Here is a 13,735-nt window from a genome sequence, read left to right as displayed (position 1 = left end):
TTTCAGAAAATAGGTTTAATAAAAGAAAAACGTGGAATCCACTATAGTAAGAGGAATCCACGTTTGTAGGTCTTATTTTAGTCTGTCCAAGAAACGTTGCATGTCTTGAATTTTCACTTTGTCATCTACACCAAAGTTACCGTTAGTGTAACCTTTTGTTACATCATTCGCATAAAGAGCACCAATGTAATCTTCTGCCCAATAGTTAGCAGGTACATCTTTAAAGTTTCCTTCCTTTGATAAAGGAAGATCGAATGCTTTTGTAAGAACTTTTGCCATTTGTGAACGTGTTAAAGATGAATTGTGATCGAATCTCCCACTATTGCCACCTTCAAAAATTCCTGCTTCAGTTGCAGCCATGATTTCATTATAGTAAGAAGTTTTTGGGGTTACGTCAGTGTAGTCTTTAGCACTATAATCTCTTTTAAGACCTAACGTCTTTACAACGATATTTGCAACTTGTCCACGAGTAGCATATGTAACTTTTGCTGCTGGTTTTGAAGCGACAGATGTTTCTCCAAAAGCAGCAGGACGTTTTGCGCCTACATAACGGCTCTTCCAGTAGTAGGGATCGTTAAGAGATGAAATTGTAACACCCTTACTAGTTGACGCGTGAATGAACTTGCTAGAACCGATATAGATTCCGACGTGTGATACACCGCGACCGCTTGTGTTGAAGAAGACAAGATCGCCAGTAGTCAAATTGCTTTTCGAAACGGATTTACCTTTTTGGTATTGTTGTCCAGTTGTGCGCGGTAGAGAAGATCCACTCTTTTTGTAAACGAGTTGTGTATATGCTGAACAATCGATTCCGGAAGTAGTTGTTCCACCGTAACGATAAGGTGTTCCTATATAATTTTTAGCTGTACTTACCAAATTAGTTGCAGAAAGTGTTGTAGCAGAAGCCATAGACGGTACGGACGTTGAAATTACTAAACTAGCGATTCCTAGTGCCAAAAGACGTTTCAGTTTCATAAGTTTCTCAGTTTCCCCTTTCGCACCGTATCATTGACAGTGTCTTTATCTGTGATTATCTTAGCATAGGCTAAACCTTATTTCGGTTACAGTTATATTACAATGATGTTACAAATGGTCGGTTAATGTATAAAAGACTGATTTGACGCGGTTTATCGGATAATATTTCCGATGAAAGCGTTTTTATTTTTGTGTAGAATTGCTGTGGAACGTGAAAAAAACACGAAATTACTGTATCTTTGTAACCAAACGTATTTAAATGCCGGAACTTATATGTGGAATCTGGCAGAACGGAGCTGACATGAAAAAAATTGTAGTATTTAGCAATATGTATCCATCTGCAGAACACCCTACGTACGGGATTTTTGTTAGAAACCAAGTCGAATTACTTAAAAAATCTGGCGTCAAGGTTGATGTAAAGGCAATTGATAATCCAAACGGCGGAAAAGTGCAATCGCTTTTAAAATATGGGAAATGGTTTGCTAGCTCGGTTCTTTATCTAATGGGGAATCGTCGTAAACTCGCATTAACGCACGCTCACTATGCGTTTCCGACAGGACTTCTTTCATTAATAGGAAAGCGATTGTTTAAAATTCCTTACGTCGTGACGGTTCATGGCGGGGATATCGATAAAATGGCGAAAAAGAGTGCGAGAATTGCGGGACTAACTCAAACAATTCTTCAGGAGGCAACTCATGTTATTACAGTTGGGGAACGTCTGAAACAAGAAGTTGTTACAAACTTTGGCGTGTCTGAAACAAATGTAACAGTGATGAGTATGGGAGTTGACCGAACAGTATTTCATCCATTAGCAAGAGATGCGGTACGTGATGAACTAAACTTACCGGAGAGTGAGCATGTGATCTTATTCATCGGCAACTTGATCCGTGAAAAAGGGATCCTAGAATTAGTACAGGCATTCGCGGCTCTTCAAAATTCTTTTCCAGAAGTTTCGCTACATCTACTAGGCTCTTCGAAGTCAGCTACCTTTGTAGAAGAGGTCAAACAGTACATTACGACTCACCAAATCGAAGGAGTACACTTTGAAGGCACGAAACCCCAGAGTGAACTTGCCAAATGGCTAGCAGCAGCAGATGTCCTAGCGCTTCCTTCCTACCATGAAGGATTTGGGCTCGTTGCGCTTGAGTCAATGGCAGCAGGTACGCCTGTAGTTGCATCAGACGTTGGGGGATTGTCGTATTTGTTAGCGGATGATGCTGGGATTTTAGTGCCACCACGCGATGTGGAAAGTCTTGCAGCAGGATTACTTCAAGCACTTTCTGCTGATGAAGCAAGTAATGTTGCTCAGCGAGAAGAAATCGTTCATGAACATTCCTATGAGATGATATTGGAGAACATGTTGAAGATATATGGGGAAGCAGAACGTACACGGTAAAGGGGGATAAGGGAATGGCTGTCACAGAACAAATCAGAAATTGGTTCGAACACTTCCATGCGAATCCGGAAGTAAGTTGGAAAGAACAAGAAACGACACATGAAATCGTACGCATTTTGGATGAAATGGGAGTCCCTTATAAAACTTTTGAAGATGTCACTGGAGCTGTTGCAGAAATCGGAGAAGGGGATTCTGTTATAGCGGTGCGCGCAGATATCGATGCTCTTTGGCAAGAGGTTGAGGGTGTTTATCAAGCGAATCACTCATGTGGACACGATGGTCACATGGCTATGGTGCTTGGAGCGCTCACTTATTTGAAGGAAGAAAACTTAGGATGCAGAATTCGCTTCATCTTTCAACCAGCCGAAGAAAAAGGAAATGGCTCCAATGCAATGATTGACCGTGGAGCTGTAGATGATGTGAGTTATATGTACGGCATTCATCTGAGACCCCAAGAGGAGCTCCCGTTAGGCAAAGCTTCCGCTGCGATTCGTCACGGAGCTGCCTATTTTGTAGAAGGAATGATTCGCGGAGTGGATGCCCATGGAGCACGTCCACATCAAGGCGTCAATGCCATCGATCCATTACTTGCCATCGGTCAATTTTTGAAAACGATTCAGTTTTCACCATATGAAGCGTATTCCGTGAAATTGACGCACGTTCAAGCCGGTGGAGAAAGTCTGAATATCATCCCTGGCTCAGCGAAGTTTGGATTAGACATCCGTGCTCAGTCGAATGATGTGTTACAACAATTACAAAATCGTGTCGATAAAGGTGTACAACAGATTGCTGAACTTTACAGTACTAAAATCGATTTGGAATGGGCAGACTATACGCCGGCAGCTGAAGTGTCAGATGAAGCTGTCGCAATCGCACGCGAAGGAATTCTTGCGGTACTTGGTGAAAAGGGGCTTGCAGCAGACGTTGTCACTTCAGGAAGTGATGATTTCCACTTCTATACGATTCGCAACCCAGAGTTGAAAGCGACAATGATTGGATTGGGGGCTGATTTAGGACCAGGATTGCATCATCCAGAGATGACATTCAATCGGGATGCCCTTTTAACAGGTGCTAAAATCCTTGCTGAGACGCTGAAAATTGCAAGTTTTAAAGTACAATGACTTGACAAAATGTCGTTAATTTATAGCTAAATGAGTTAGTGATAGTTGTCATTTATATGAAGAATTGAAATATGTGTAATGAAGTGTCGTTGTTTGCAATGTGAGAAATATAGGAGTACTATTTAGATGTTAAAACTTATGAACCATATAAAAAGGAGCGGTTTAAATGGGTAGAATGCAAGATAAAGTAGCATTTATTACAGGTGGAGCTTCAGGCATGGGCGAAATGATGGTTAACTTGTTTACAGCAGAAGGCGCAAAAGTCATCGCTGCAGACATTAACACAGATGCTCTTAAAGCTAAATGGGAAGCAAAAGAAAACGTTGAATATCTTAAATTAAACGTAACTGACGCTGACAACTGGGAAGAAGCAATGAAGACAACAGCAGATAAATTCGGTCAAATTGATATCCTTATCAACTGTGCAGGAATCTCTACTGAAAAAGCACCAGCAGACATTACACTTGCTGACTGGCAGCGCCTACACGACATTAACTCGTTCGGTACTTTCGCGGGTATGCGTGCAGTAGTTCCTTACATGAAGAAAGTTGGCAAAGGTTCAATCGTCAACATTTCTTCTTACACAGCACTAGTTGGTATGGGCTTCAATCCATACTCAGCTTCTAAAGGTTCTGTTCGTGCGATTTCACGTGCAGCAGCAGCTGAATTCGGTAAAGACCAAGTGCGCGTAAACACAGTATTCCCTGGTGTTATCCAGACTCCAATGGTAGCAAACCTTGAGTCTTCTAAAGCAGCTCTTGAGGGTCTTATCAAAATGACTCCACTTGCTCGTCTTGGACAACCTGAAGACGTAGGTAACGCAGTAATGTTCTTAGCTTCTGATGAAGCTTCTTACATCACTGGCGCTGAACTAGTAATCGACGGTGGATTCTCAGCACGCTAATTGGTAGTTGAAATGGAAAAGACGTCTTCTCATTATTGAGGAGGCGTCTTTTTTTGTTACTTATCTTTGATTTATATTCAGTGATGATGTTTACTAATTGCATTCCCGTTGATTGAAAAGGAAGGCGGCGACTCCTAAGGGATGCTAATGGAAACAGTCTAAGTTCGCGGCGTCCTGCTGCACCGGTTGCATGATCTACGTCCACTTGAAGTGTAAATCAACACCGTCTACTATCCCTTGGATAAATTAAAAACGATATTGCGTCAAAATGTTTTCTAACTTAAGCGCGAGACCGAGGCTGCCTTTTACTTTTAGTTTACCCACCATGAACGCAGTGGTTGTGTTTAACTTTCCAGCAAGTAACTTGTAGAAATCCTCGACCTTCATCGTCAACGTACAATCCGCTTCTTCGGTCTCTTTTGTAGTCACGCTAGCCTTATTATCTGCAAAGACTAATACATAATTTCCCGCTTCATCCCCAGATAAATTAAAACCATAACTCACATCCAAGCCTTGTATAGGCGCGGAATTATCGTTCAGTTGCCGCTCAATTTCTTCCCATGTTTGTTGAAGATCTTTTTCGTGTTCGATTACCAAGTTTCCCAACCTCCTAAAAATGAATAGTGGCTCACTATTAGTATACCAAACTAATCTGTAAAAATGCGCAGAGTTTACTGAAAACTTTAATGGTGAATTGGCTAATTTGTTGAATTACATAGTAATAGGAAGATATTGCACGAACAATCATGAAAGCACAATAGATACTACTATTAAATCCTTTTGAGGAGGTGCTTGAGCATGGAAATATCGAAACCGATCCGAAAAGTCGTGCGATTTTAACACTTGCGAAGAGCCTTCACATGCACACGGTAGCTGAAGGGGTAGAAACTCTTGGTCAGATGAAAAGATTAGAAGAGCTAGGATGTTTCGAAATTCAAGGATATTATTTCAGTAAACCGGTACCTATCGAAGAATTGAATAGATGGTTGCTCGCTTCACCAAGATTTCCATTCCTATACTTACCCATACAACCTGCGTAAAATGAAACATCCGGATTGTAAGCAAAGTCGCTTACAATCCGGATGTTTTTTACATTCTTCCGATTGGCCATTTGAATGGAATGGATCCAGGAGGAGAGTGTTTGATAATATCGATCATAGGTATCGTGTACGCAAACGCGATAAGTGCAATGGTAATGCCAATCCACAAATACCAGTTTTCAAGAATTTTAGGTGTAACTTGGGCGTCTTCATCCTCAGCAGCAATCGGGAATTCCTCGACCCCTCTTGGTGCGAAGAAAGTAAGTTTAATGAAAATATACGTCATTAATAGAATACCGATGAAGAGAATAGTGCCACCGATAGCTTGAGCAAGCTGATAGCCAATCCAAGTATCGACTTGTGTACCACCTGCGTATTCTGAGTACGCAGAACGTCGCGGACCGCCAAGAAGTCCTTGGATATGCATCGCTGTCGACATAATCGTCATACCTACTGTCCAGATGATCGTTTGGATGATTCCAAGTTTGTTTAATTGCTTCGTTAAGCGACGTCCTGTCAAGTGAGGAACGAGCCAATATGCAATCCCGAAGTATGTCAAAATGACTGTTGTCGCAACTGTTAAGTGGAAGTGACCTGTCACCCAAATTGTATTGTGGACAAGTGCGTTCATCTGGTGAGATGCGTTGATGATACCGCCAATTCCACCTGGGATGAAAGCGACCATTCCAACAAACGGTGCGAAGAATCGTACGTCGCCCCATGGCAATTTCTTGAACCAACCGAAGAGACTGCTGAACCCTTTTTTGCGCCCTGTAATTTCAAACGTTGCAAAGATCGAGAATGCGGTCATCAATGAAGGAACAACAACCATCATTGTAAGTACTACTTGGATGAACTTCCAAGTCGGATCAATACCCGGCTCTGTCAACTGATGATGGAACCCGACTGGAATCGAGAACAACAACAGCAAGATGAACGCTAGACGGGCAAGTGAATCACTGAAGAGTTTTCCGCCGATGATTTTCGGGATGATTGCATACCACGCCATATAAGCAGGGAGCAACCAGAAGTACACTAGTGGGTGCCCGAAGTACCAGAACAATGTACGGCTGACGAGCACGTTAATGGTTTCTGTAAATCCGAGTGACCAAGGGATGAATTGAATAACTACTGAAACCGCAACCCCGAGAGATGCAATCACCCACATAAGCATGTTAATGATTACCATGAATGCAAGTAACGGTGACTTTTCACCTTTGTGGGCTTTTTTCCATACATACAACTGTCGGAAGTTTGTAAATGCGGAAATCCAGCTTCCGACGATTACGAGCGCAAGACCTATATAAAATGCCGGATGTGCTGCAAGTGGTGCATAGAATGTATACAGTACGTTGGCTTGGCCAACTAGGATTGTGACCGCGGCCATGACTGTACCGACGAGCATCATCCAGAATGAAATCCAACCGACGTTCCGTTGTTTATCCGAAATTCCGACTGTTTTCCCCATGAGAGCAAACTGGAATCCGATGATGAAGAATGTTGTCAATACAAGCCCAAGAATCACACCGTGAACCGTTAGTATCGTGTAGTAGTTAATGTTGAAGGGAAGTGTGAATTTTCCAGACCGGACAAATGTCTGAAGGAGACCCATAAGTCCACCAACGAGCAATGAAACAAACGTGACATACATGAATGACATGTAGAGTCGTGCATCTTTTTTAGGGAATAAGCGAAGGTTATTTTCAGTTCCGTCCATATTAATACACCTCTACCTTTCCGAACATCTGGTGGTGACCGATGCCGCAATATTCGTTACAGACGATTGTGAACTCGCCTTTATTTTTCATAACCGCTTCGTAACGGCTAATATGACCAGGTTCAACCATCATATTGACATTCGTTCCGGCTACTTGGAATCCGTGAACTACGTCTTTTGATGTAATTGTAAAGAGAACTGTAGAACCTTGTGGGACACGGATTGTTTTTACAGGTTTTTCATCTTTGTCCACACCGAAATCATAGTTGAATGCAGATGCGACCATGTTGACTTTATATTTACCGTCTGCGACTTCTGTCAGACCTAAGTTTTCAGGTTTAAAGGAATCATGTGCCTCCACGTTATTCTGATCGATTGTTTCCAAGTGACTCTGTGGATGAGTCCCTTTCCAAAAAGCTGCAAATCCTATAACTAAAAGAAAAATAACTAATGATGCCATGCCGAACGTGAGCCAAACTTTCTCATACTTGTGCAGATGCATAATCTCTGCCTCCTTTCTCTCTCGTTATCTAGAAATGAAAAGCCAATATGCGCCAAACCATGCACCAACCATTAGTAAACCAAGAATCATAACCATGATGAACGTTCCTTTTAAATCGGATGATGCTTCTGTAGTAGGAAGATCGTTGCTAGCGTGCTTTTTTGTCATTTCACTCACCGCCTCTAATTGGTGTTTGCTTACTCAATAAGAACTACTTTTATCATATTGAAACTGAGAAATTAAAATACTAGGGAATTCCCTAATACTTTCGTAGTAATCAGGAAGTTCACACTTTGTTCATAGACTCACCACATTTTAGACAAATAGAAATTGGGAATAGAAAGTTCATGTGTAGGACAGAAAGATTAGGGAATGGCTTAAGAAAGGGAGTTTGTTGACCAACATGGCACGACGCTTTACAATTAATGAAGTAAACTTCTAGAAGAAAGTTGGTAGATAGTCATGGAAAACATTCAAACAATTGTTGTGGATAGTAAAGAGCAAGGTGCAGAAAAGATATGCGAATTAGTCCGTAAAGAATTAGATGCAGGACAATTACATGTTCTAGGACTGGCGACAGGAAGTACGATGGAGCCGGTATATGAAAAAATGACTGAATCGGACCTTGACTTCACGAATGTGACCGCATTTAACCTTGACGAATATATCGGTATTCCAGCAACGCACAAAAATAGTTATGCGTATTACATGAACGAATTGTTATTTTCAAAGAAGCCATTTAAAGAAACTCATATTGAAAACGGGATGGCGGAAGATCTTGACGCCGAATGCGTGCGCTACGAAACTCTGTTGAAGGAAAATCCTCTTGATATCCAGTTCCTTGGAATTGGTGAGAACGGTCATATCGCATTCAACGAACCCGGTACATCTCCAGAATCGGTGACGCATGTTGTCGAACTGACAGAGTCTACAATTGCAGTGAATAGTCAATATTTCACAGAAGACGAAACGATGCCAGTGACGGCACTGACTATGGGAATCTCCTCGATTATGCAAGCTAAAAAGCTGATTGTGGCGGCATTCGGTGAAAAGAAACGTCCAGCTCTAGAGAAACTCTTCGCGGGTGTTGTATCAACGGAGTGGCCAGTGACGTATTTGTTGGATCACCCAGATGTGATCGTTATTACAGATTTGAAATTATAATAGAAGACGTTTGAGGGTAGGCTGTCCACGTGGGCAGTCTTTTTTTGTGGGGAGAATAGGTTCTCAATCAGAACTTGGTAGTTGTCCGACAAATAAAGGATTTCTTCATCGCATGTTGGAGTTTCTCCGACACAACTCGAAGTTTCTCGATAACTGGACACAATTCAACGAGATGAATAGAAGGCGAGTATATTTATTGAACACAAAAAAACCCCGCACAACCGAAATTGTACGGGGAATCGATTATTTATGCATTTTGCTGAGGAACACGGATTGTCCAACGAGAGAAATCGGGGTCCTCTTTTGAAACCATTTCTGTTGGATACACAAATGTCCAAGGCTTCGTTGTATTCGCATTGACAGGAAGTGAACCGATGTCGAACGAACCGCTCGCAACGACTTTACCCGTTGCATCAATTAGTTCAAGTGGCAACTTTTCAATGTTAATTTGTTTCGAGTGGCCATTACGGATGAACACGGACGCCGCGATGCTTCCGTCTTCTTGCTTTCCTACTTGGAATCCAGCAATATTCACTTCGCGTGGCTTCAACTTTGGTAAATTGCCAACGACTTCTTCAAGCGCTGCTTTTTGCTCTGCTGGAAGACTTGTCTCCCAAGACTCTTCAAGTTCTAACTTGTGAGGCACCATAGACTGTACGTTGAACGCAAGTTTCCAGTTTTCTTTAGGAGGCTCTTCGACGAAGAGATTGTCTTTGGTGAAAACGAATACCCAAGGGCGTGCGCTGCGTGGAGCAATTTCTCCAAGCTCACTTAAGTCGAATTGTTGAGATCCGAGTGTTTTACCTTCTTCATCCATAAGCATCAATTCCACTTCACCAATCGTAATCGCTTGGTCTAGAGAAGAACGGAAAAACGCTTTGACCAAAAAATCACCTGTAGCTGGTTCGAGGTCAATATCGATACCAGACAACGAAATTTGGTTTGGTTTAAGGGTTTCTAGTTCATTCGCAAGAAAACGGAATACGTATTCCTGTTCTTGCGGTAATTCCCATGATGGGTGGAGGGATAGCGCTGTTTCGATATCCTCGTCACCAGCGGGTCCACCAGTACCGTCCATTAGTTCTTCAGAGCCGATTGTGCTGTCGCTACCTGTCTTTTCGGTCTTTTTAAACAATGAAAGAAATTTCATGAGTTAACCTCCTGTGATTGTAGTTCCTGCTGTTCTGTCAGGATCTTCATGAATTGAATGACTTCAGAAGCAATATCGCGGCGTAGCTTTTGATAATGTTTCCCGAAGAGTTCCAATCCTTCGCGCTGATAAATTCGCATCGGATCTTCCTGTCCATATGAGCGAAGTCCAATTCCTTCTTTTAACCGTGTCATGAATTCCAAGTGCTTGACCCACATCGTATCGATATGACTCAGCATCACTTGTGGAATAAGTTGGTTCACTTGCTCATTATCCTCAAAGGATTGGATGTATGCAACCAATTCATCAAGTGGCTCTCGATAAAACTTAACAATTTGCGTTGGTTTCTCATATGTCCGTGGTAGTTTAATAGGCGTACGGAGCAACGAATTCATGGTGCGTTCAATACGTTCATAATCCCATTGATCCGGAGTTACACCTTCTGGACAGCTGTCGAATACGACGAACTCAGTCGTCTCTTTCAACATCGTTTGTAAGAGTACATTCACGTCATTACGTTTCAAGACATTATCTCGCAATCCGTACAACACGTTGCGCTGATCGTTGATGACGTCATCCAACTTCAAGTTGTACTCACGCATTGAGTAGTGAGAGCCTTCCACAATACGTTGTGTACGCTCTGTCAGCTCGTTCACGTCTTTGTTGAGTACTAAGCCGTTGTCATCAGTATCGACTTTCTTTTCAAATTTTTCGATATCATCTTTTGCAAAACGCTTAAACATATCATCTTCAAGGGATAGGAAGAATCGGGATTCTCCTTTGTCGCCTTGACGACCTGAACGGCCGCGCAACTGGTTATCGACGCGTCGACTTTCGTGTTTTTCAGTACCAAGTACGAACAATCCGCCGAGATTTTCCACCCCATCACCAAGTACGATGTCAGTCCCGCGTCCCGCCATATTTGTAGCAACCGTAATATGTCCTTTTTGACCTGCATTCGAGATGAGTTCGACTTCTTGCTCAACACTTTTCGCGTTCAACAAGTTGTAATCGAGTTTGTGTTCATCTAAATACTCGACAACTTTTTCTGATTGCAAAATTGAAGTCGTCCCGACAAGTACGGGTTGTCCGACTTTGTGACGTTCAGCTACTTCTTTTGCCATTGCCTTGTATTTTTGGTCGACTGTTTTAAAGACAAAGTCGTCTTGGTCGACACGTTGACGAGGACGGTTTGTCGGAATTTGGATGACTTGCATGTTGTAGACTTCCCGGAATTCTCTTTCCTGCGTTTTCGCAGTACCTGTCATCCCGCAAAGTCTTGGGTACATGCGGAAATAGTTTTGAATCGTAATCTGTGCTTGTGCTTTGTTTTCATCAGTGATTGGAAGACCTTCTTTTGCTTCAATTGCCTGGTGAAGTCCGTCAGATAACGTCCGTCCGTCCATAATTCGACCGGTAAACATATCGACCAACTCGATCTTTTGGTCGCGTACGATATAGTCAACATCACGATTGAAAATAACATAGGCACGAACCGCTTGAATCATATAATGGTAGAGTGTTTGATGCTCAAGATCATATAAGTTATCAACACCAAACGATTTTTCAACTTTTTCAATGCCTGTTTCAGTTAACGATGTGGACTTTGTTTCATCATCGAAATCGAAGTCGACACCTTGTTTAAAACGTTTTGCTAGACGAGCTGCAATCATATGGAGATCCGCGTCTGCTTGCATCTTACCCGCAACAATTAACGGCGTTTTCGCTTCGTCAATTAGCACACTGTCGACTTCATCAATAATCGCGTAATGGTACGGTCGTTGTACTTTTTGGCTGATATGCTGCGCCATGTTGTCTCGCAAGTAGTCAAAACCGAATTCAGTACCGACTCCATACGTAATGTCCGCGTCATACGCTTCTTTCTTTTCAAGACCTTGCATCATCGGTACGTTCAGTCCGACAGTAAGACCTAGAAAACGATGGATTTGTCCCATCTGTTCGAAATCACGGCGAGCAAGATAGTCATTCACCGTAATAATGTGAACGCCTTTACCTTCGAGAGCACGTACATAAGAGGGGAGAGACGCGACAAGCGTTTTTCCTTCTCCAGTAGGCATTTCTGCAATATTTCCTTCAGTTAACACCATTCCACCAATGAGCTGCACGTCAAAATGCCGCATGTTGAGGACACGTTTTGAAGCTTCTCTTACAACTGAGAACGCTTCAGGAATAATCGATTGAATGGTATCCCCATTTGCAAGGCGTTCTTTGAATTCAAGTGTTTTTTCAGCAAGTTGCTCATCTGACAAGTCGATAAAATTCGCTTCTAATTTATTTATATGATCAACGATTTTTCGGTATTTCTTAAGCTGTCGATCACTGGTTTGGTTTGATCGTCTGAAAATGGATAGCATATAGTTAACGCTCCTTCATATTGTCCATTCAACGGACACGACTCTATTTTATCAAACAAGAGAGGAAAAGACTAGAAGTGCGTGAAAGAACGTTTTGAATAATAGGCTTAACCCTTGCTAAGAGAGGGTATTGGTAACTAACCGTTTTGTTTTCTCATAGAAAAATTGTTTCGCAGAGTGCTTTCTTTCTGTGGGCATGTTATAATACGGTAGGCTTTAACTAAAATTGAGTACTACAGGGAGGAAGGACATGTTATTCCTTGCAATGGCAGCTGCATTTGTCGGCGCCATCATACTAACTCCACTTGTCATAAAATTCGCGTTCCGAATAGGGGCGGTTGATAGACCGAATTACCGCAAAGTCCATGCTGCGGTTATGCCGCGTATTGGCGGCCTTGCGATATTTGGAGCGTTTTTAATCGGTTATGCCATCCTTTTACCTAAAGATGAGCATGCTGCAGGAATCTTGATCGGTGCTGTAATCATCATTGCAATTGGGTTCTTCGATGATATGCTGGAAATTACAGCGAAAGCAAAAGCTTTAGGACAGTTAGTTGCCGCGATTGTGGTAATGACTGTTGGAGATCTACAAATTGATTTCATTAACTTACCTTTTCTCGGACAAATTGACTTCGGATACTTGAGCATCCCAATTACGATCCTCTGGATTGTCGGAGTGACGAATGCCATTAACTTGATTGATGGGCTCGATGGACTCGCTGCAGGAGTTTCAACAATTGCGCTTATCTCCATCTCCGTCATGGCACTCATCATGGGAAACACATTCGTACTTGTTACCGCAGCAATTCTTGCGGCAAGTTCACTTGGATTTCTACTGTTCAACTTCCATCCAGCAAAGATTTTCATGGGGGACACTGGGTCGTTGTTCTTAGGATTTATGATTTCTGTACTGGCACTACTCGGATTTAAGAACGTCGCAGTCGTGTCACTTGTTATCCCTATTATTATGCTAGGTGTTCCGATTTCCGATACATTCTTCGCGATTGTTCGACGCATTCGGATGAAACAATCGATTACCGCGCCGGATAAATCCCACTTGCACCATTGCTTGTTACGCGCAGGGTTTTCGCATCGACAAACTGTGCTCGTCATTTACGGCATTGCCATTCTTTTTGGAATCGCGGCAGTATTATTCTCACAGGCGACTGTATGGGGAGCAATCTTGTTACTTTTCGTCATCCTACTCGCTATCGAATTGTTCGTGGAAATCATCGGTCTCGCCGGTACAAATTACCGTCCAATATTAAACTTAGTCCGCATGATTGGAAAATAATTTAAAAGGCTGTCCCAGGGATTCTACCTGGGACAGCCTTTTTTGATGATGAAATCAAATTAAAACGCGAAAGGAATAGTTTCCTTTCGCGTTTGTT

The 13,735-nt window shown here is 42.3% G+C and carries 13 protein-coding genes; 6 read left to right on the top strand and 7 right to left on the bottom strand.

The genetic code is table 11. The annotated features are described in order from the left end of the window. Window positions 1-72 precede the first annotated feature (72 nt). Window positions 73-975, bottom strand: a complete 903-nt coding sequence (locus RL70_RS04310; protein ID WP_039042168.1) for a C40 family peptidase — start codon at window positions 973-975, stop codon at window positions 73-75. A gap of 301 nt (window positions 976-1,276) precedes the next feature. On the opposite strand from RL70_RS04310, the gene RL70_RS04305 reads away from it, so the two are divergent. The 3 genes from RL70_RS04305 to RL70_RS04295 all read left to right on the top strand — a co-directional run bounded on the left by RL70_RS04305 (window position 1,277) and on the right by RL70_RS04295 (window position 4,396). Then, window positions 1,277-2,371 carry a glycosyltransferase gene (locus RL70_RS04305; RefSeq protein WP_039042167.1) on the top strand — a complete coding sequence of 365 codons (1,095 nt, stop codon included), beginning with the start codon at window positions 1,277-1,279 and terminating at the stop codon, window positions 2,369-2,371. Between the two features lie 14 nt (window positions 2,372-2,385). Then, the gene (locus RL70_RS04300) at window positions 2,386-3,492 is read left to right on the top strand and encodes an amidohydrolase (RefSeq protein ID WP_039042166.1); all 1,107 of its coding nucleotides are present in this window, start codon (window positions 2,386-2,388) and stop codon (window positions 3,490-3,492) included. 166 nt (window positions 3,493-3,658) lie between these two features. Beyond that, on the top strand, window positions 3,659-4,396 hold the full coding sequence (locus RL70_RS04295; RefSeq protein ID WP_039042165.1) for an SDR family NAD(P)-dependent oxidoreductase: 738 nt from the start codon (window positions 3,659-3,661) through the stop codon (window positions 4,394-4,396). Window positions 4,397-4,642: 246 nt separating this feature from the next. On the opposite strand, the gene RL70_RS04290 is transcribed toward RL70_RS04295, so the two are convergent. After that, window positions 4,643-4,993 carry an SCP2 sterol-binding domain-containing protein gene (locus tag RL70_RS04290; RefSeq protein ID WP_156137890.1) on the bottom strand — a complete coding sequence of 117 codons (351 nt, stop codon included), beginning with the start codon at window positions 4,991-4,993 and terminating at the stop codon, window positions 4,643-4,645. A gap of 191 nt (window positions 4,994-5,184) precedes the next feature. On the opposite strand from RL70_RS04290, the gene RL70_RS04285 reads away from it, so the two are divergent. Then, on the top strand, window positions 5,185-5,436 hold the full coding sequence (locus RL70_RS04285) for an EAL domain-containing protein (RefSeq protein WP_039042164.1): 252 nt from the start codon (window positions 5,185-5,187) through the stop codon (window positions 5,434-5,436). Window positions 5,437-5,485: 49 nt separating this feature from the next. Here RL70_RS04285 and RL70_RS04280 read toward each other — a convergent pair whose 3' ends face one another. From RL70_RS04280 to RL70_RS17745, 3 genes are read right to left on the bottom strand one after another with little or no spacing between them, the layout of a single operon-like run. Continuing rightward, window positions 5,486-7,153: a b(o/a)3-type cytochrome-c oxidase subunit 1 gene (locus RL70_RS04280; protein WP_039042163.1), complete on the bottom strand. Its 1,668-nt coding sequence runs from the start codon at window positions 7,151-7,153 to the stop codon at window positions 5,486-5,488. 1 nt (window position 7,154) lies between these two features. Next, entirely contained in the window at window positions 7,155-7,655 is a 501-nt protein-coding gene (locus RL70_RS04275) for a cytochrome c oxidase subunit II (RefSeq protein WP_025785969.1), read from the bottom strand. 24 nt (window positions 7,656-7,679) lie between these two features. Next, entirely contained in the window at window positions 7,680-7,823 is a 144-nt protein-coding gene (locus RL70_RS17745) for a cytochrome c oxidase subunit 2A (protein ID WP_156137889.1), read from the bottom strand. Window positions 7,824-8,126: 303 nt separating this feature from the next. Between RL70_RS17745 and RL70_RS04270 the strand changes: the two genes are divergently transcribed. After that, entirely contained in the window at window positions 8,127-8,819 is a 693-nt protein-coding gene (locus RL70_RS04270; RefSeq protein ID WP_039042266.1) for a glucosamine-6-phosphate deaminase, read from the top strand. A gap of 247 nt (window positions 8,820-9,066) precedes the next feature. Here the strand turns inward: RL70_RS04270 and RL70_RS04265 are convergent, their stop codons facing one another. Both RL70_RS04265 and secA2 read right to left on the bottom strand, forming a co-directional pair. Further along, on the bottom strand, window positions 9,067-9,969 hold the full coding sequence (locus RL70_RS04265; protein WP_039042162.1) for an accessory Sec system S-layer assembly protein: 903 nt from the start codon (window positions 9,967-9,969) through the stop codon (window positions 9,067-9,069). Continuing rightward, window positions 9,966-12,344, bottom strand: a complete 2,379-nt coding sequence (gene secA2 / locus RL70_RS04260; RefSeq protein ID WP_039042161.1) for an accessory Sec system translocase SecA2 — start codon at window positions 12,342-12,344, stop codon at window positions 9,966-9,968. Before secA2 ends, RL70_RS04265 begins: the two co-directional genes overlap by 4 nt. A gap of 250 nt (window positions 12,345-12,594) precedes the next feature. Here secA2 and RL70_RS04255 point away from each other — a divergent pair, with 250 nt between their 5' ends. Then, window positions 12,595-13,638: a glycosyltransferase family 4 protein gene (locus RL70_RS04255; RefSeq protein ID WP_025785973.1), complete on the top strand. Its 1,044-nt coding sequence runs from the start codon at window positions 12,595-12,597 to the stop codon at window positions 13,636-13,638. The last annotated feature ends 97 nt before the right edge of the window (window positions 13,639-13,735 follow it).

The sequence above is a fragment of the Sporosarcina sp. ZBG7A genome, from assembly GCF_000813425.1.
In the GTDB taxonomy this organism is placed as follows: domain Bacteria; phylum Bacillota; class Bacilli; order Bacillales_A; family Planococcaceae; genus Sporosarcina.
This window is presented reverse-complemented; position numbering and strand designations above follow the sequence as displayed.